Origin of the sequence: Corallococcus sp. AB038B, assembly GCF_003668955.1 — a bacterium.
Classification (GTDB): domain Bacteria; phylum Myxococcota; class Myxococcia; order Myxococcales; family Myxococcaceae; genus Corallococcus; species Corallococcus exiguus.
In genome coordinates this window covers 559,601-578,419 of record NZ_RAWO01000003.1, presented here as the reverse complement: position 1 = coordinate 578,419, position 18,819 = coordinate 559,601, and the positions used below count along the sequence as shown (strand labels likewise).

General features: G+C 69.3%; 16 protein-coding genes. 8 read left to right on the top strand and 8 right to left on the bottom strand.

All coding sequences use genetic code 11. The features are described from left to right. Nucleotides 1-153: 153 nt before the first annotated feature. From D7Y04_RS18535 to D7Y04_RS18525, 3 genes are all read right to left on the bottom strand, one after another. Nucleotides 154-426, bottom strand: a complete 273-nt coding sequence (locus D7Y04_RS18535; RefSeq protein WP_199749691.1) for a hypothetical protein — start codon at nt 424-426, stop codon at nt 154-156. 57 nt (nt 427-483) lie between these two features. Further along, the gene (locus tag D7Y04_RS44495) at nt 484-639 is read right to left on the bottom strand and encodes a hypothetical protein (RefSeq protein ID WP_158627544.1); all 156 of its coding nucleotides are present in this window, start codon (nt 637-639) and stop codon (nt 484-486) included. A gap of 202 nt (nt 640-841) precedes the next feature. After that, nucleotides 842-1,963 (bottom strand): NosD domain-containing protein, encoded by a 1,122-nt coding sequence (locus tag D7Y04_RS18525; RefSeq protein ID WP_120593260.1) that lies wholly within the window; start codon nt 1,961-1,963, stop codon nt 842-844. Nucleotides 1,964-2,167: 204 nt separating this feature from the next. Here D7Y04_RS18525 and aac(3) point away from each other — a divergent pair, with 204 nt between their 5' ends. Beyond that, a complete protein-coding gene (gene aac(3), locus D7Y04_RS18520) occupies nt 2,168-2,965 on the top strand; it encodes an aminoglycoside 3-N-acetyltransferase (RefSeq protein WP_120593259.1) in 798 nt (265 codons plus the stop codon). Between the two features lie 13 nt (nt 2,966-2,978). Here the strand turns inward: aac(3) and D7Y04_RS18515 are convergent, their stop codons facing one another. The 5 genes from D7Y04_RS18515 to D7Y04_RS18490 all read right to left on the bottom strand — a co-directional run bounded on the left by D7Y04_RS18515 (nt 2,979) and on the right by D7Y04_RS18490 (nt 9,980). Continuing rightward, complete coding sequence (locus D7Y04_RS18515) at nt 2,979-3,857, bottom strand: hypothetical protein (RefSeq protein WP_120593258.1); 879 nt, start codon at nt 3,855-3,857, stop codon at nt 2,979-2,981. 103 nt (nt 3,858-3,960) lie between these two features. Further along, nucleotides 3,961-4,404 carry a putative immunity protein gene (locus D7Y04_RS18510; protein WP_121760175.1) on the bottom strand — a complete coding sequence of 148 codons (444 nt, stop codon included), beginning with the start codon at nt 4,402-4,404 and terminating at the stop codon, nt 3,961-3,963. 1,117 nt (nt 4,405-5,521) lie between these two features. Then, on the bottom strand, nt 5,522-6,886 hold the full coding sequence (locus D7Y04_RS18500; RefSeq protein ID WP_121760173.1) for a sigma-54 dependent transcriptional regulator: 1,365 nt from the start codon (nt 6,884-6,886) through the stop codon (nt 5,522-5,524). After that, entirely contained in the window at nt 6,883-8,232 is a 1,350-nt protein-coding gene (locus tag D7Y04_RS18495; protein ID WP_147477134.1) for a HAMP domain-containing sensor histidine kinase, read from the bottom strand. Before D7Y04_RS18495 ends, D7Y04_RS18500 begins: the two co-directional genes overlap by 4 nt. 158 nt (nt 8,233-8,390) lie before the next feature. Further along, entirely contained in the window at nt 8,391-9,980 is a 1,590-nt protein-coding gene (locus D7Y04_RS18490; RefSeq protein ID WP_233601484.1) for a hypothetical protein, read from the bottom strand. 362 nt (nt 9,981-10,342) lie between these two features. On the opposite strand from D7Y04_RS18490, the gene D7Y04_RS18485 reads away from it, so the two are divergent. The 7 genes from D7Y04_RS18485 (at nt 10,343) to D7Y04_RS18455 (ending at nt 18,809) form a co-directional block, all read left to right on the top strand. After that, a complete protein-coding gene (locus D7Y04_RS18485; RefSeq protein WP_147477133.1) occupies nt 10,343-11,341 on the top strand; it encodes an HlyD family secretion protein in 999 nt (332 codons plus the stop codon). Then, the gene (locus D7Y04_RS18480; protein ID WP_121760170.1) at nt 11,338-12,264 is read left to right on the top strand and encodes an ABC transporter ATP-binding protein; all 927 of its coding nucleotides are present in this window, start codon (nt 11,338-11,340) and stop codon (nt 12,262-12,264) included. Before D7Y04_RS18485 ends, D7Y04_RS18480 begins: the two co-directional genes overlap by 4 nt. Next, a complete protein-coding gene (locus tag D7Y04_RS18475; protein ID WP_121760169.1) occupies nt 12,261-13,397 on the top strand; it encodes an ABC transporter permease in 1,137 nt (378 codons plus the stop codon). Before D7Y04_RS18480 ends, D7Y04_RS18475 begins: the two co-directional genes overlap by 4 nt. A gap of 248 nt (nt 13,398-13,645) precedes the next feature. After that, complete coding sequence (locus D7Y04_RS18470) at nt 13,646-15,685, top strand: hypothetical protein (protein WP_121760168.1); 2,040 nt, start codon at nt 13,646-13,648, stop codon at nt 15,683-15,685. Between the two features lie 76 nt (nt 15,686-15,761). Further along, nucleotides 15,762-17,069, top strand: coding sequence for a hydroxyacid-oxoacid transhydrogenase (locus tag D7Y04_RS18465; protein ID WP_120593249.1), 1,308 nt, complete (start codon nt 15,762-15,764; stop codon nt 17,067-17,069). 23 nt (nt 17,070-17,092) lie between these two features. Beyond that, on the top strand, nt 17,093-17,539 hold the full coding sequence (locus D7Y04_RS18460; RefSeq protein ID WP_172815970.1) for a thioesterase family protein: 447 nt from the start codon (nt 17,093-17,095) through the stop codon (nt 17,537-17,539). A 118-nt stretch (nt 17,540-17,657) separates the two neighbouring features. After that, nucleotides 17,658-18,809, top strand: coding sequence for a M4 family metallopeptidase (locus tag D7Y04_RS18455; protein ID WP_120593248.1), 1,152 nt, complete (start codon nt 17,658-17,660; stop codon nt 18,807-18,809). Nucleotides 18,810-18,819: the final 10 nt, after the last annotated feature.

The window sequence follows — 18,819 nt, the reverse complement described above, 5'->3', positions numbered from 1 at the left end:
GCAACACCGAGAGTCGAGGAACGCATGCCACGACAGGCTTGGACCGGGCTGCCGCGCAAGTCACTCGCGTTGGATGTGTTCAATTGCGAGAACTCTGGCGCCAGTCACTGTCTGAAGGAGCCGCCAATCCATCGCCCAATGATTATCCCAGTCCTACGGGCTTGCCTGGGGCGTTCCACGCGCGCTTGATGGCTCGCGCCTCGGGGACGGACAGAACTCGTTACAGGTGACGTACTCCATCGCGCACTGCTGCTGCTCCTCCAGGTCTCCCTGCGCCGCGCGCATGCAGAGGCCGTAGAGCTGCCTGCAGGCGTCGTAACAGGACACCTCCTGCGCGGTGACGCCTGTTGGCGCCCCGACGTCGGTTCCGCCACAGCCCATCAGGAGGCCGGCGGCCAGGAGTCCTCCAAGGAGAGTCTTTCGCATGGGCTCCTCCGTCGTGCGGCGTGCCCCAACCCAGGCACGCCGCTTCGGCTCACGCCATCACGGGCACTGCGAGATGCAGAACGCGCGGTAGCTGTTGCAGTAGTAGGGGTCGCCGCCGCCGAAGTAGCACTGGTAGTACTTCTGGTCGCACGCATCGGTACAGGCGCTCGGGACCGCCATCTCGACAACGCGGTTGGCCTCCTCGGTGCTCATCGGCTCCATCTCCTCGGCGCCGCCGCAGCCCGCAAGCAGTCCAACGGCCATCAGTCCGGCAATGATTGCCACGCGCATTCGCTTCTCCTGGTCTTTGGGGGAATGGGTGCTGCCCCGCCAGGATAGCGCTGCTCTTCAATGCAGGACAATGGGCAGGCGCCTCCGGGAAAGCCTCGCGGTCCCCGGAGACCCCTTCAATGCCTTACGGGGTGCAGGCGACCCCTACGCAGCCGCCCGCTCCGTTGCCGCGCGCGACGTTGCCTCCTCCGTCAATGGCCGTGGGCGCGTGGATGCCCCAGCCCGTGTTGCCCTGGCAGACGTTGTTGGAGAGGGTGGGCGTGCTGCCCGGAAGGACGCGCAGGCCGTCCCCTCGGTTCGACATGAAGCGGTTGTTGCGCACCGGGCCCTCCTGCGGGACGGGTTGGAAGTCGGGCAGGTTGGACAGCGTCAGCCCTCCCGCGTTGTCCCACCAGAGGTTGCCGCGCACGTCGAGCGTCTGGGCCGCCAGGCGCAGGCCCTCGCCATTGTTCATCACCCACGTGTTGCGCATCTGGAAGTCGAACGCCTGCCAGTCTGGACCTTCAGGCGTCCCGAACGCGGTGTTGTTCGCGAGGATGGAGTTTTCGAACACCAACTCGTAGCAGTTGTCGAAGCGGCCGCTGTCCCACGTCAGCTCCGCCACGGAAGCGTTTTCCGTGAACGTGCTCGACCGGATGAGGACATTGCCGGAGTAGCACCACAGGGCGGTCTCGTTCGCCGTGAAGGTCGAACCGGAGATGCGGGTGTCGTGAAAGTCCACGTACAACACGAGCCCATTCCCCGTGAACAGGGACCCCCGGATGTCGATGGAGCCGGACGTCGCGTCGAACTCACTGCTGAACCCCACCACGCTCCCACTCACCCGCGAATCCGTGAGCAGGAACCCTCCACCGCCGTTCGTGTGGAAGATGGCGACCCGGTTGTCGACGAGCGCGACCTGGTGCAGGTGCACGGTGGCGTTGTACGCGTAGCCCCGGTTGAAGCCTCGGATGGTGCCGTTGCGCACGGTGCTGTCGCTCTGGGACTCGATGCCCACGGTGTCGCCCGGTCCGCTCCCGGCCCGGCGCACGGTGTGGCCTCCCAGGTCGAGCACCACGCCCGGCGCGGCGATGCGCAGGGCGGGAATGGGCGTGCCCGCGCAGATGAGGTCGCGCGTGAGCCGCGTGTTCCTCGTCAGGACATCTCCGCACCGGACGGCGCGGGCCTCGAAGGCTTCCGACTTCTCCTGGGTGCTGGCCTTCGCGGTGGTGGCCGCGAGGAGCAGCAGCGCCAGGGGCCACGTCACGATCCCATTCCGAATTCTTCCCATGCTGCCTCCCCCTCGCCGGAGGACGTCCGCCCCCGAGCGGGGAGGCTGCTCACACCGCCTCGTGCCCCCCAGTCCGTCTGTCAGTGTCAGGCGAGTGCGCGGAGACGCACAGACCTACAGCGCCCCACGGGGCGGGGCGGTTGCTATCCTCCAGAGCCCTGCGACAGGAAGGATGGATCCATGACGACCCCTGCCACCCGGACCGACTTGAGGGACTCATTGCGGCGGTTGGGATTGGAGGAGGGCGACGTCGTGATGGTCCATGCCGGTCTCCGGAGCCTCGGCCCCGTGCTGGGTGGAGTGAACACCGTGGTGCAGGCGCTGCAAGACGCGGTGGGAAGCCGGGGCACGCTCATGGCCTACCTGGACTGGGAGATGGGCGTGGAGCCGGAGGACTTCGAGGACGCGCGCCTCCGCGACGAAATCCCCACGTTCGACAAGCGCACCGCGCGAGCCACCCGCGACCACGGCATCCTCGCGGAGACGCTCAGGACCTGGCCTGGCGCGGTTCGCAGTGACCATCCGGACGCGGGCATGGTCGCCATTGGCCCGCGGGCGGAGTGGCTCTGCGCGGACCACTCCTTCCACTATGGCTATGGCCTCCGTTCGCCGCTGGCCCGGTTGGTGGAAGCGGAGGGCAAGGTGCTGATGCTCGGGGCGCCGCTGGAGACGCTCACGATCCTGCACCACGCGGAGCATCTGGCGGACCTCCCCGGCAAGCGCGTGGTCCGCTACCAGCGGCCGCTCCAGGTCGACGGCGAGCGGCGCTGGGTGGACTTCGAGGAGTTCGATACCAGCGAGCCGGTGACCGACGCCCTGCGCGCGTCCAGCGTGGATCCCTTCACGCGCATTGGAGAGCAATGCCTCGCGGAGGGAATCGGCCGCTCCGGAAGCATTGCCCAGGCCGTGTCACATCTCTTCGACGCCCGCGGGCTGCTGCGCCGGGGCGTCGCATGGTTGGAGGCGTACCCTCGCTGAAGGGCACCGTGACTCAAGGACAGCCGGAGCTGACCTCGAGCGCGTCATAGGCCATCCAGCCGTTGCGGCGGGTGCTGGTGGCGGCGATGACGTAGCCGTAGATGAACTTCATGGTGCCGGACTGCTGGCGATAGCGCCCCGCGCCGTCCAGCACCCAGAGCGGGATGTCGATGGAGGGGGCGCCGGAGTTCGTCGGCACGTCCAGCCGCTGGAACTTCGTGCCCGCGGGGAAGTGGTCCACCGCGACGCCGCCCAGGCCGAAGCCCGGCACGTTGAAGGTGAGGTTCGCCGAGCGCAGGCCATTGGCCCGCACGAGCGGCAGGTAGTCTCCCGCGCGCTCGTTGGACGACGTCGTGTCGTAGACCACCTTCTTCACTTCGAGCGCCGGGTCGTGCGAGTTGCGCACGGCGTAGCACGCCATCTTGCTCAGCCCGGAGCTCAGCGCGGAGACGTGGCCGACCTTGTCCTCGAAGGAGGTGCGTCCCAGGATGGCGGACATGGGCAGCCAGCCGGAGCTGGAGTTGGACGTCGACGTCGCGAACGCGTGCAGCTCGCCGGCGAACGTGCGCGTCTGGCCGTAGTTGAAGAGGGAGCTGGTCCGGGTGGACGTGCCCACCACGGTGCCGTTGCCATCGCGGATGGGCACGCCCGTGGTGATGCCCCAGGCGTCATTGTCGTCCGGGTCATTGGTCTGCACGCGGTTGCCGCCGGAGGGCCGCAGCTTGCAGTTGTACGCGCTCTCCTCGCACACCGTCCCGTTCACGCCGGAGAAGGCCGCCTGCCGCGTGGTGGACAGGTCCTCCGCCGTGACCGATTCACCCTCGAAGGCCTCGCCGCCACAGGCGACGGAGGCCAGCACCACCGTGCACAACACTGGCTTTCTGAAGTTCATGGTAAAAATGGAAAACGGATTTTGCTGGTTTTGTCAAATGACGCGGCCGAGCCAATGCCGGGTGGGCGGCATGGGCGGGATGCGTCGCGCACGCGCAGTGCGTTCAGCGATTGTTCCGGGCAGGAAGCGCCAGGGCGTGGAGGTGCTCCGGCAGCTGCTGGCGCTGCCAGGCGCGTTCCCGGGCGGTGGCTTCGGAGGCGTCCGAAACTTCGGCCGCGTCATGGGCCGCGGCGGTAGCCGCGAAGGTGGCGGCCTGTACCGCGTGGCTGGCGACGTGTGCGGTGGCTGCGGCGTGTCCAGCGGCGCGGGCCGCGGCGCATGCGGCGGCGTGTGAGGTGGCATCCGAGGCAGCGGCGTGCGCGGCGAAGCCGGCGACGATTGCGTCGGTGAGCATCAGGTGTCCCTGCTGCCACGCGCGTGCTGCTTCGATGGCCTGGCGGGGACGGTGGTCCTCCGGGAACTCCTGTTCGAAGAAGGGGAGGACGCGCTCGGCGCAGTCAGCGGCCCAATGGGCCAGGCACTCGTGGTCGGACCTGTCGAGCTCCATGCTCCGCTCCTCCCTGCGTCACACTCCTTGCGTATTCACTGTCATTCCAGCCTCGCAGGTCAATGTGTGGCTAGAATCCCTTCCATGGTCAGGAACGCGTGGTGGATCGCGGTGCTCGTGGGATGGCTGGCGGTTCCGGCAACCGGGTGGGCCTGTTCATGTACTTTTATCACGCAGGGACTTCCCGGTTCGCTAGAGGGGGCTCGGGAACAGGCCGGGTTCATCTACCTGGGGCGGGTCCGTGACTCAGAGGGCCGGTCCGAACGCTTCGCCACCGTGGACGTCCTGGAGGCGTTCAAGGGCAGCGTCAAGGCGGGTGATGTGTTGCAGCTCTCTTACGGGTGGAGCGGTGACTGCGTCCTGAACCTGCCTGGGGGCCAGACATGGTTGCTCTATGCCGACAAGAGCAGCCCGGAGGCGGTCTGGATGTGCACGCGGAGCCGCAGGGTTCTTTCGTCGGATGACAGCGAACTGAAATGGCTCCGCACGGGCGTCCTTCCGCCGGTGCCCGTGGCGCTCCAGCGTGAGACCGTGAGCTGCGAAGTGTGTGACATCCATGCGGTTGGGGGACGTCTGCTGGTTCCTCCCGAGATGCCTCCCGCCCAACCTGCCTTCCAGCCAGAAGCGGAGGCGCTGTGGAAGGCGGGCCAACCGTTCTTCACAGCGGGGTACTCGGAGCACCTGGTGATGCTCGGGGTGTCGAGAGAGGGACGCGCGTTCGAGTTGACCGAAGCCCCTGGGTGCTCCCTCCAGCGAAGGGCTTGCGAGCGGCGGGTCCAGCTCCGCTGGTGCGCGAGGTTGGAACTCCGTCAGAGGACGCCTCGGGGGTCTGACTTCCACTGTGTCGGCCCTGGCGAGCCACAGGAGGTCTGCGACGAGCGACGGAGCCGGAAGTCGGAGTGGTTTCCGATGGAGCGTCTGCCGGCCAGGGCGTGCGATTGGTTCAACCCCTCCGCACCCTCATGTGAGTTGGCCGAAGGCCGCTTCCCCTTTCCATCAGGCGCCCCGCCGTTGCCTGTCCTCGCCTGCCATCCCCGGACAGCAGGAGCCCGCTCCGGCAGCTACTCCTGCGAGGTGAAGACGGCGCCGGAGCCCGTACCGCCAGAGCCGTGAGCCTTCATTGCTCCGGCTCCTCGCCTTCATTCAGGAGGCCGTGCTTGCGGAGCTTGTCGTGCAGCGTCGCGCGGCCGATGCCCAGCGCCTTCGCGGTCTCCGTGCGCTGGCCCTTGGACGCAGCGAGCGCCGCGAGGATGAGTTCGCGCTCGTGTGCATCCAGCTTCTCGCGCAGGGTGGCGCCGGTGTTGGCCTGGGGCGTGGCCGCGCTGGTGCCCCCGGGCAACAACTCCAGGTCCAGGGTTCCGTCGGCGGACAGCACCACGGCGCTCTCCAGTGCGTTCTCCAACTCGCGCACGTTGCCGGGCCAGGCGTGGGCCGTGAGGCGCTCCAGGAGGGCGGGCGTCAGGGGCACCGGTGGCATGTGGAAGCGCTCGGTGTGACGGGCGAGGAAGTGCCTTGCGAGCGCGGCGATGTCCTCCGGGCGGCTTCGCAGCGGAGGCACCTGGAGCGTCACGACCTTGAGGCGGTAGTAGAGGTCCTCGCGGAAGCGGCCCTCCGCCACGCGCTGGGGCAGGTCGCGGTGGGTGGCGGCCAGGACGCGGACATCCACCGGGAAGGAGCGGTCCTCGCCCACGGGCCGGACTTCGCCCTCCTGCAAGACGCGCAGGAGCTTCGCCTGGAGGGGCAGGGCGAGCTCTCCCACTTCGTCCAGGAGCAGGGTGCCTCCGGAGGCCTCGCGGAAGAGGCCGGGCCTTGCACGCACGGCGCCGGTGAACGCACCCCTCGCATGGCCGAAGAGCTCCGCCTCCGCGAGCTCAGGCGTGAGGGCGGCGCAGTTGAAGCGCACGTAGGACTTGTCCGCGCGCGGAGAGGCTCGCACCAGTGCCTCGGCGACGCGTTCCTTGCCGGTGCCGCTCTCTCCCGTGATGAGCACGGTGACGTCGCGAGGGCCCACGCGCTGGATGAGCAGGGCCAGCCGTGCCATCGACGGTGACACGAAGACCAGCGAGCGCAGCAGGTTCACCTCGCCGGACAGCCGCTCGTTCTCCGCCTCCAGCCGGACCATCCCGAGCGCCCGGCGCACGACGGCCAGCACGTCGTCCACGTCGAAGGGTTTGCGGAAGTAGTCCAGCGCGCCCAGCTTCATGGCCTCCACGGCGTGGCGTTCCGAGCCGTGCGCGGTGATGAGGATGACCCGGGGCGCATTCGGGCGCGCGGCGACGCGGCGGAGCAGCTCCATGCCATCCACGCGCGGCATGCGCAGGTCGCTGAGCACCAGGTCCACGGGCGGCTCTTGCTCCAGGCGCGCGAGCGCGGCCTCGCCGTCCACCGCTTCTTCCACGGTGAGCCCGTCATCCTCCAGCAAGCCGCGCAGCGTGTAGCGCACGCCCGCGTCGTCATCCGCCACCAGCACGCGGGCCTTCATGGCAGGGCCTCCTGTCGCGGTGTTTCGACCAGCTTGGGCGTGGCCGGGAGGCTCAGCTCCGCCACGCAGCCTCCGCCCTCGCGGGCGCGCAGGCTCAACTCTCCGCCGTGCTGGCGCATCAGGGCTCGCGACAGGGCCAGGCCCAGGCCGGAGCCGTGGGGCTTCGTGGTGATGCCCGGCTCGAAGACGCGCTCGCGCACCTCCGCCGCGAGCCCGGGACCCCGGTCCCTCACCTCCACGCGGCCGCCACCTTCCGGGGCCGTCCAGGCCTGGAGCTCCACCGTGGTGCCCCGAGGCGCGGCGTCCAGCGCGTTCTGCACCACGTCGATCAACACCTGGCGCACCTTGCGTGCGTCGCACCACGCCTCCACCGGCGGCCCCTCCGCGACCCTCAATGCCACGCCCCGTTCTCCCGCCATGCCCTCATGCAACTCCGCCACCTGCCGGCACAGGCCATCCAGCGGCACGTGCGCTTCATTGAGCGGGAGCAGCGGCCGGGAGAAGTTGAGGAACCCTTCGAGGATCTCCTGCATCCGGTCCACCTCCCGGCGCAGCACCGCGAGCCGCTCCGCGGGCCGGCCCTCCACCTCGCGGGCAATCATCGCGGCCAGGCCCTTCACGCTCGCCAGCGGGTTCTTCAATTCGTGGGCAATCTCTCCCGACAGCGTGGTGAGCGAGCGCACCCGTTCCTCGTGCGCGCTCAGTGCCTCATCCCTCGCGTCCAGCGCCGTGCGCACCATTCCGCGGAACGTGCGCCGCAGGTGGATGCCAATGAAGTTCGTCCACATGACGAGGAACACCGTCACCGCGAGCATCGTCAGGAGCAGCGCATTGTTGTGTCCCGCGCGCGGGCCTCCACCGAAGAGCACGGGCACCAGGTCATCTACCGCGCCCGTCAAAGTCACCGCCGCCTGCACGCCCACCAGCGCGAGCAGGTAGCCCGCCCACCTGCGAGCCCGCGCGGGCGTGAAGAGGATGGCCGTGGCCAGGGAGGCAGGCAGCATCAGCGGAATGAGAGGGCTCTCCAGTCCTCCCAGCGACAGGTTCACCACCGTGAACAGGGGGAACGCCACCACCGGCAACAGCCTGCCCGGCTCATGCGACACTACGGCTTGACGCCGCCACACCGCGACGACCCCCACCCCCACCACCACGAGCGCCAACGCCAACGCCACACACCACCGGCGCCAGGCCGACGTGTCCCCGATGAGCCCCAGCGACACCAACACCACCGGCAGGGGACTCAGGAACGACAGCACCTTCGTCACCTGCCGGAACATCCGCGAGAACGCCTCGCGTTGGACCTGCTCGACTCCGGCGGACGTGGGCGGGGGTAGGGAATGCAAGGCGCGTCCTCCTGGACCGTGGGCGCTACCCTATGCCCAAGCAAGGCGGATGCCCCAGCCCGTGTGCCCTGGGGCCTCCTCCTCTCCGCCCCCTTCGTGTTCGGAGACCCGGCACCGGGCGTCGGAAATCCGAACACTCCCGGTGCCGAGGACGGCCGCTACTTCCGGATGCGCAGCGTGACGGAGGTGAACACCTCGACGCTCTTCCCGCCCTCCTGGACGAAGCTGCTCGTGTAGCCCACCGGCTTGAGGAAGAGGCCGCTCGCTTCGTGCTCATTGACGGACTTGGGACCGAACCGCGCCATCTGCATCGTGCCCATGGCCATGCCCGTGCAGCCCACGCACTTGGGGGCCCGGTACGCGAACACCGTGCCGCCCTCGATTTGATTCGTGCCATTGAGGCGCGGCTTCGGGACGGCGATGAACAGCCGCTGATCGGTGCCAGGAATCTCCCAGACCGCGCCCAGCGGGAGGCTGCTGGTGCTGTCGTCGTTGGTGCCCACCGGACGGAGGGTCACCTCGGTGGAGCCACTGCTGTCGATGGCCGGGTTGATGCCGACGAGCTCCTCCTTCTTCGTCCACCCCAGCCAGTGAAGCTGCGGGAGGTTGTAGTTGTCCGACGCGAAGGTGCTCATGAAGCTGCTCGAGTCCGCGGACGAGCGGACCTGGCCGGTGGAGGGGTCTCGCACGTTGCTGTGCGCGAGGCCGAGGACGTGCCCGATCTCGTGGGCATAGTCCCGCGCCAGGGTGCCCTTGAGGAAGACGCTGCGCGAGCCGGCGTTCGAGGTGGAGCACATCCCGCCGGGCAGCACGAAGACCGTGAGGAACGCGCTCGAGTTGGCCTTCTGGCGGGCCTGGTTCTTCGCGGTGTTGCAGTTGCTGCTCGTCACCTGCACGGTCTGGGAGCCAGTGAACTCCAGGCTCACCTGGCCGCGAGACGCGACGGCGAAGTCGCGGTACACACCCCGGATGGTGTTCTGGATGGTGCTGAGGGCGGGCGTCGTCCTGCCATCCAGGGTGATGCGGACGACCTTGACGGTGTGCTTCGTGTTGATGGCGCCCAGTCTGCTGACGCCGTTGTAGTTCCTGACGCAGGTCGACTCATTGCCAGCGCAGTCATAGCGGTGCGCCGAAGGGAGCACCTCGACGTCCTGGACGCGGAACGAACGCACCTGGTCGTTCGCGCTCGCGCCGCTCCCGAACGAGGTCTCACAGAGGTTCGTGTCGGTGTCGACCGTGACCGAGTCGCCGGTGCAGTCCCCAGCGGCATGGAGCGTCACGGCCTTGCCGATGGGCACGTCGACGAAGGAGGCGCCCGCGGCCTGCGGGAGGGTGTGGCAGCCGTTGGATGCGGCTTCCTGAATCACCTGGGAGACACCGTTACAGCTTTCACGCACGCGGACGAGCGGCGCGCGTGGGGCGATGAGCTGCTCGCGCAGCGCGGTCCAGTTGGCCGCCGTGCAGTTCTCGGCCTGCACCTCATCCAGGAAGAGGCCGTCCTCGAGCTCCGCGTGCTCGTAGGTCTGGCACGTCTCCCACAGCTCGCTCCAGTGTGCCCAGTCGCAGGTCCCCGCGCCGACATACGTCTCGACGCACGCGAGCGACGCCGCGAGCTCCGGGGAGACGATCGCCTGCCGTGTGGTCGCCCCGGCGGGCTGTTCGTGCGCGGGCGGCTCCCAGTCCTCACCCTGACACCCTGACATCAGTGCGCCGAACAGCATCACGCCCATCATGGACAGCTTCCGCATACCTCTCCCTCGCAGCCAATGGCCGCATGACACCGCGAAACATGTGCAGTGGATGAAAAGGCTCTTTACACGACTCCCCTGTAAATCATGGACAATCCGCATGGTATGTTTTGACGCGCTGTGCGTCTGGCATTCCGGCGACCCGGCGTCCGGCGCCGGAACTCCGAACAGGTGAAGGCCCTGCCCCCGGGGGCTCCCCTGTCGTTCAGTGTTGGCACGCCGGGTGCTCAAGGTGACGCCAGGACACGGGTTCAGGACCTGCCCGTGAGCCAGACGCGGACCCCCAGGCGAGGCAGGCGTAGCGTGGAAGTGCCGCGCTGGGGGGCGCTCCAATCGCGGCGAGGCCGCGCCAGGAGGCACGGGTGTCGGGACCGGGCAGGAAGAGGAAACATTCGGAGCGGGGCATCGTCGCGGGGGCGGTGCTGGTCGCCGTCATCATCAGCGGCATCCTGTGGCTGCGGCGGCCGGCCCCGGAACCGCCGCCACGCTTCACCGGCTTCGTCGTCAGCGACAACGTCTACCTGTCCTCGCCGGTGGCCGGCATGGTGGCGTCCGTGGCGGTGGTGCGCGGACAGCGCGTGGAGGTGGGCACGCCGCTGTTCCGCATGGAGCCCACGTCGCTTACGGCGCGGGCCGACCAGGCGCGGGCGCAGGTGGGGCAGATCGAAGCACAGTTGCTCGCACGCCAGTCGGACGTGGCCCGGGCGCGTGCCTCGCTCGCCGCCGCGCAGGCGGAAGCGGACCGCGCGGACGCGGATCTGGCCCGGCTCGTCGCCGTCGAGAAGACCGTGGAGGGCGCCGTGACGCCCCAGCAACTGGACCTGTTGCGCGCGACGGCGACGCGCGCTCATGCCCAGCGAGACGCGGCCCGCACGGACGTGGCGGCGGCGGGCGCGCAGCTGGAGGTCGTCCGCGCACAACTCGCCAGCGGGCGCGCGGGCGTCACCGCAGCGGAGCAGCAGGTCGTGGAGCTGGCGCCTGTGTCTCCCGTCGTGGGGCGGGTGGAGGACGTCCTCTTCCAGCAGGGCGAGTGGGCCATGCCCAACGCCCCCGTCGTCAGCATCATCCCGGACGCGCAGCTGAAGGTGCGCTTCTACGTGCCGCAGGGGAGGGTGGCTTCCTTTCCGCCAGGCACCACGGTGGCCATCGCCTGCGACGGCTGCGACACCGGGATGACGGCGCGCGTGGACTACGTCGCGCCGCGCCCGGAGTACACGCCGCCCATCATCTACAGCCTGGAGACGCGGCAGAAGCTGGTGTTCCTGCTGGAGGCGGTGCCCTCCGCGCCCACGCGCCTCTTGCCCGGGCAGCCCATCGACGTGACACCGCTGAAGCAGGCACCCGTGGAGGCGGACCGATGAACGAGCGGGCCATCGACGTGCGCGGGCTCAACAAGTCCTTTGGCGACCGGCACGTCGTGCGGGACGTCTCCATCGCCGTGGACGCCGGACGCATCACCGGCTTCCTGGGCCCCAACGGCTCCGGTAAGACGACAACGCTGCGGCTGCTGTGTGGATTGCTCACGCCCGACAGCGGCGAGGGCACCGTGCTGGGCCTGGACTTCCGCGCCCGGGGCGACGCCATCAAGCGCCAGACGGGCTACATGACGCAGAAGTTCTCCCTCTACGAAGACATGACGCTGGAGGAGAACCTGGCCTTCGTCGCGCGCGTCCACGGTCTGGACCAACGGCGCGAGCGGGTGGCGGACACGCTCCACCGGCTGGGCCTCTTCGACCGGAGAGGCCAACTGGCGGGCGCGCTCTCTGGCGGCTGGAAGCAGCGCCTGGCCCTGGCCGCCGCGACGCTGCATGAGCCCCGCCTGCTGCTCCTGGACGAGCCCACCGCGGGCGTGGACCCCAAGGCCCGCCGTGAGTTCTGGGACGAAATCCACACGCTCGCCGCGGGCGGGCTCACGGTGCTGGTGTCCACGCACTACATGGACGAGGCGGAGCGCTGCCACGACATCGGCTACATCCTGTATGGGCGCCTCATCGCGCGGGGCACGGCGGACGCGCTCATCCGCGACTCCGGGCTGGTGACGTTCCTGGGGGAGGGGCCGGGCATCGACCGCGCGGCGCACCTGCTGGCCCAGGTGGACGGCGTGCTCAGTGCCTCCGCGTTCGGCGCCGCCGTGCACGTCAGTGGGCTGAAGCGTGACGCCCTGGAGGCCGCGCTCGTCACCTGGCGCAAGGAGCCCTACCGGTGGAGCGAGGTGACGCCCTCCCTGGAGGACGTCTTCATCCAACTCATGGGTCGCGAGCGCGACGAACGGTACTCGTCATGACGGGCTCGCTTCCGCGCATCCTGGCCGTGCTGCTCAAGGAGTTCACGCAGCTGCGGCGCGACCGCATCACCTACGCGATGATCCTCGTCATGCCGGTGATGCAACTGCTCATCTTCGGCTACGCCATCAACATGGATCCCCGGCACCTGCCCGCCGCGGTGCTGTCCCACGACACCAGCACGCTGGCGAACTCCGTCGTCGCCGCGCTGGAGCGCACCGGCTACGTGGACGTGCGCTACCTGCCGCGCTCCGACGAGGAATTGGATCAGCTCATCCGCCGGGGACAGGTGATGCTCGGCATCACCATCCCACCGGACTTCAGCCGGCGGGTGCTCAAGGGCGAGCGTGCTCAAATCCTCGCGGAGGCGGACGCGTCCGACCCGCAGGCCGCGGCGGGGGCGCTCGCCGCGGTGAGCGTGCTGCCCACGGAGGCGCTGCGGAACGAACGGGTGGGGCTGGGGACGCCGCGCTCCACCGCGCCCGCCTTCGAGGTGGTGGTGCACCGGCGCTACAACCCGGAGAGCCGCTCCCCGTTCCACATCGTGCCGGGCCTGCTGGGCATCATCCTGTCCATGACGCTGGTGATGATGACCGCCATGGCCGTCACCCGCGAGCGCGAGCGCGGCACCATGGAGACGCTCCTGTCCACGCCCGCCACCCCGGCGGAGATCATGGTGGGCAAGCTCACGCCGTACGTCGTCGTGGGGCTGGTGCAGACCGTCGTCGTGCTGGGCATGGCGCGGGGGTTGTTCTCCGTGCCCATGGCGCGCACGCCCGCGGGATGGTTGGCATTGGCGTGCGGCATCGTGCTGTTCATCGTGGGCAACCTGTCGCTGGGCTACCTCATCTCCACCGTGGCGCGCAGCCAGCTCCAGGCGATGCAGATGTCCATGTTCTACATGCTTCCGTCCATCTTCCTCTCCGGCTTCGCCTTCCCCTTCCTGGGCCTGCCGCCGTGGGCCCGGGTGCTGGGCGAAATCATCCCCGTCACGCACTTCCTGCGCATCGTCCGGGGCGCGCTGCTCAAGGACCAGGTGCTGGCGGACATGGGGAACGACCTGCTGGCGCTGGGCTTGTTCGTGCTCGCGGTGGCCGGCGCGGCACTCGCGAGGTCACGCACGACTTTGGATTGATTGACGCCACACGTCGAGCATGACGCAGCCGCGAAAGGAGGGGGCTTGGACGTCCGGACGATCCAACCGGACCGCCGTTTGCAACCTTACTTCCGCACCGGAGCCACGTTTCACGTGGTTTCGCGGGGTTCAGTCCCGCCTCCGGTCTGGAGATGCCCATGTTCCGTGACGACTCCTTCGCGGTAGGTGCGGTGCGGACTTCGCGCCTGCAGGATGCGCCGCGTTCAAGCTCCCATCGGTGGGGGAGGGTGACCCTCCCCTTCGTGCTCCTCTGCGTGGCGACCTTCGCCGCCGGCTGTGGGGACGATGATGACAACTGCGTTCCCAGGACGTGCGAGTCGCGGGGCTTCAACTGCGGCGACACGACGGATGGCTGTGGCCACGATCTCGACTGCGGCACCTGCGCGGCGCCCGCTACCTGTGGCGGCGGTGGCGAGGCCAATGTCTGTGGTTGCCCCGACATCAAGACGGCGTGCAGCCCCGGGCTCGAGTGCGGCACCGAGCCGGATGGCTGCGGTGGCACCGTCTCCTGCGGGACGTGCGCGGCGCCGGAGGTGTGTGGCGGGCGCGGCGTGGAGCAGACGTGTGGCATCCCCGCCGCGAACCGCGAGTGCAGCGACGGCTGGTGCTGGGAGTATCCGCTGCCCCATGGCTACAGCTTCAAGGGTGCGCACTTCAGCGCGGCAAATGACGGCTGGGCCGTGGGCGAGGACGGCTTCATCCAGCACTGGGATGGAACGCGTTGGACGCGCGTGGCCAGCGGGACGCTGACGTCGCTGAGCGACGTGCACGCCCTCTCCGCGACGGACGTGTGGACGGTGGGCGCGGGCGGCACCGTGCTCCACTCCACGACGGGCGGGGCCTTCTCTGCCGTGAGCTCCGGGACGACGCGCGACCTGAACTCCGTGTGGGCCTCCGGTCCGGGCGACATCTGGGCCGTGGGCGCCAACGGCACCGTGCGGCGCGACCAGGGCAGCGGCTTCCAGGGCGTGGACGTGTCCACGACGAAGGACCTCAACGGCGTGTGGGGCAGCGGGCCTTCGGATGTCTGGATGGTGGGGCAGTCCGGGACCCTGCGCCGGTACGACGGCAACGCGGTCTCCGGCATCGACGCGGGCACCACGGCCATCGACTTCCACGAGGTGACGGGCACCGGTCCGAACGACGTCTGGGCCGTCGCCTCGGACGACCCCTGCATTCTCTGTGACGACTACGGCCAGGTGTTCCGCACCACGCCCGCGGGCATCGAGCAGTCCCTGCGCTCGTCGGATCAGCTGTTCTACGTGTACGCCGCGTCGCCCTCGCTGGTGCTGTCGGGCGGAGAGGACTTCGGCTACGTCTACAACGGCACGAAGTGGACGGACACGGACGAGGACGCCGTGGGGCCCATCACCGGCAGCGGGCCTGACAACGTGTGGTCCTTCGGTTCGGGCGGGCAGGTGCAGAAGTGGAGCGGGCAGGCGTGGGCCTCCCAGGCTCCGCTGAGCAACTTGAGGGTCGCGCGGGCCATCCATGGCACGGGGCCGTCGGACGTGTGGGCAGTGGGAGACCCGGGCCGCGTGCTGCACTGGAACGGCGGCGGCTGGATCGAGCCGCAGCTGGACTTCTCCCCCGTCGACGACGTGACGGGCGTCTACGCGGCCTCCTCGACAGACGTCTGGGTGACGTCATCCTTCCATGACCGCATCTACCGGTTCGACGGGGCCCGCTTCATCACGCAGTACACTGCGGAGTCGTCGCTGGCGCTGAACGCCATCCACGGCGTATCCGCGGCGGACATCTGGGCGGTGGGCGCGTCCGGCCAGGCCGTCCATTTCGACGGCACCACCTGGACGCGGAAGCCCACGGAGGTCCAGGCGACGCTCAACGCCATCTGGGTGCAGGGGCCCTCGCTGGCCCTCGCGGTGGGCGACTCCGGCACCATCCTGCGCTGGGATGGCACCGCCTGGAGCAGCATGACCTCCGGCACCAACAAGGCCCTGAAGGCTGTGTGGGGCAGCGGGCCGGCGGACGTCTGGGCGGCGGGCGCGGAAGGCACGCTGCTGCGCTACAACGGCTCCCTCTGGCTCCCTGTGGCCAGCGGCACCTCGTCCCAGCTCAACGGGCTGATGGGTCGCTCCGCCAACGAGGTCTGGGCGGTGGGCGACAACGGCACGCTGCTGCGCTTCGACGGCGGCAAGTGGAACGCGGAGACCACCGGTACCCGCCGCGTCCTCCGGGGCGTGTGGGCGCCTTCCTCGTCGGAGCTGTGGCTGGTGGGGGACACGGCCGTCCTGCACAGACCCTGACACCGGCCCTTCGCGGGGACTCCCATCCCGGTCCCGTCCTGTAGATTGGGGCGGGACACGTCCGGAAGGAGCGCGCATGGGCTGCTGTCACTACCCCGCCGTGAAGGAAGGCTGTGACAGCGCCTTCACGGTGGACACCTCTCGCATCACGTTCGGCCCGGGCTGTCTCTCCGAGGTGGGCGACCGGGCGCGGGCGCTCGGGATGAAGCGGGTGGCGCTGTTCTCCGACGCGCGCGTGGCGCGGCTGCCGCACTTCGAGACGGTGCGCCAGTCGTTGCTCGCCGCGGGGCTGGACGTCGTCGTCTTCACGGACGTGCACGTGGAGCCCACGGACGCGTCCTTCCTGGAGGCGGCCCGCTTCGCCTCCGAGTCCCGGCCGGATGGCTACGTGTCGCTGGGCGGGGGCTCGGTCATCGACACCTGCAAGGCGGCGAACCTCTACGCCACGCATCCGGCGGACTTCCTGGCCTATGTGAACGCGCCGGTGGGGGAGGGGCGCGCGGTGCCCGGGCCCCTCAAGCCGCACATCGCGTGCCCCACCACGTCCGGGACCGGCAGCGAGGTGACGGGCATCACCATCTTCGACCTGCTGTCGCTGTCCGCGAAGACGGGCATCGCGTCACCGGCGCTGCGGCCCACCGAGGCCCTCATCGACCCGGACTGCACCGCGACCCTGCCCGGTGAAGTGGTCGCGGCCAGCGGACTGGACGTGCTGTCCCACGCGCTGGAGTCCTATACGGCGCGGCCGTTCGTCCACCGGCCCGCCCCGGCGCGTCCCAGCCTCCGGCCCATGAGCCAGGGCGCCAACCCCTGGAGCGACCTGGGCTGCCGCGAGGCCTTGCGGCTGATGGGCCTGTACCTGGAGCGGGGCGTGAAGGACGCCCGGGACACGGAGGCCCGCGAGCAGCTCATGTGGGCCGCCACGCTCGCGGGCATCGCGTTCGGGAACGCGGGTGTGCACGCGCCGCATGGCATGGCCTACGCGGTGGCCGGGCGCGTGCGCGACTTCCGTCCCTCCGGCTATCCCCAGGACGAACCGCTGGTGCCGCACGGCCTGGCCGTCATCGTCAACGCGCCAGCGGTGTTCCGCTACACGGCGTCCGCGAACCCCGAGCGCCACCTGGAGGCCGCGGGCTTCCTGGGCGCGGACGTGCGCGGCGCGGGCAGCGGGGACGCGGGCGAGGTGCTGGCGGGCCGCCTGGTCCAGCTCATGCGCGCGGTGGGCGTGCCCAACGGCCTCTCGGGCGTGGGCTACCTGGTGGCGGACGTGGATGCGCTCACGGAGGGCGCCCTCCCGCAGCAGCGCCTGCTCCAGAACGCGCCCCGGGAAATGACCCGGCCCGTCCTCACGGAGCTGTTCCGTCAGGCGCTGCGCTACTGGTAATCCGAACCTGGAGGGCTTCTCCCGTGTCCGACGCAGAGACGGCCGACCGCTACCGCTTCTTCCTGCCCATCACCACGCGGTGGATGGACAACGACGTGTACGGCCACATCAACAACGTCACCTACTACAGCTACTTCGACACGGTCGCGAACCACTACCTCATCCACGAGGGCGGCCTGGACATCCACACGGGCGAGGTCATCGGGCTGGTGGTGGAGTCGAAGTGCGCCTACCGCGCCCCGCTCGCGTATCCGGACCGCCTGCGGGCGGGCCTGCGCGTGGACAGGCTGGGCAACCGCTCGGTCACCTACGGCATCGCCATCTTCAAGGAGGGCGAGGAGCAGGCGGCGGCGCACGGCCACTTCGTGCACGTCTTCGTGGACCGGCGGACGCGGAGGGCCGTGGCCATGCCCGACCGGCTGCGCGACGCGCTGGCGGCGCTCGCCGTGACGCCACGCGAGCAGGCCTGAGCGCGAGTCGCCGCAAGCGTCCCCTGGCGACCGGGAGGCCCTTGCCGTCCCGTGTCCCGAGCACGGCCCGCCGTCATCACCATCGTCTCCTGGTACCCCCTTCAGAAGGAGAACGGTGATGTGCTGCAACACCCGAATCTGGCATTCCCACCACTGCATCCTGCCGCCGTACGTGAATCGCCGGATCGCGCAGAACGGCTCGCCGCAGCAGCGCACGCGGGCCCTGCGGACGCTCTCCGTCGACACCACCTTGCGCGCCATCCGCCTGTCCTCCAGCGGCGCGCCCCAGGCGGCGAAGCGTCTCATCCCCGGCCCCATGGTCGTGGAGAGCCAGAAGCTCCGCACCATCTACAACGTGAACAACACCGAAGCCCTTCCGGGCGCGGTGGCCCGCAAGGAGGGGTCGGACGACGTCAGCGACCTGGCGGTCGACGAAGCCTATGTCGGCCTGGGCGCGACCTACGACCTCTACTGGGACGTCTACGGGCGCAACTCCATTGACGGCAACGGCATGCCGCTGAACGGGCACGTTCACTATGGCAGCGGCTACGACAACGCCTTCTGGGACGGCGAGCGCATGGTGTTCGGCGACGGCGACGAGGACCTGTTCAATCGCTTCACCATCTCGGTGGACGTTATCGGGCACGAGCTGGCCCACGGCGTGACGGAACACGAGGGCCCTCTTGCCTACTTCTCCCAGGCGGGCGCGCTCAACGAGCACATGTCGGACTGCTTCGGCTCGCTCGTGAAGCAGCGCCTGTTGAACCAGACGGCGGAGCAGGCCGACTGGCTCATTGGCGCGGGGCTCCTCACTGACAAGGTCCAGGGCAAGTCGCTGCGCTCCATGAAGGACCCCGGCACCGCGTTCGATGATCCGGTGCTCGGCAAGGATCCGCAGCCGGCCCTCATGAAGGACTTCGTGAACACGTGGGAGGACAACGGCGGCGTGCACATCAACTCCGGCATCCCCAACAAGGCGTTCTGCCTCGCGGCCATCAACCTGAAGGGCTTCGCGTGGGAGAAGGCCGGCCTCATCTGGCTGGAGACGCTGCGCGACTCCCGGCTGAAGCCCAACGCCTCGTTCCTCTCCTTCGCCCGGCTCACCGTGACGGCGGCCGTTCGCCTCTACGGCAGCGGTGACGAGGAGCAGATCGTGCGCGACGCCTGGAACCAGGTGGGCATCAAGGTCTCCAAGGAGCGGGCGGGCGCGCCGGCCTGGACGCCGCAGGTGCCGAAGCAGGCCGCGCAGCCGGTGCAGCGCAAGCACTAGGCCCTGGGGT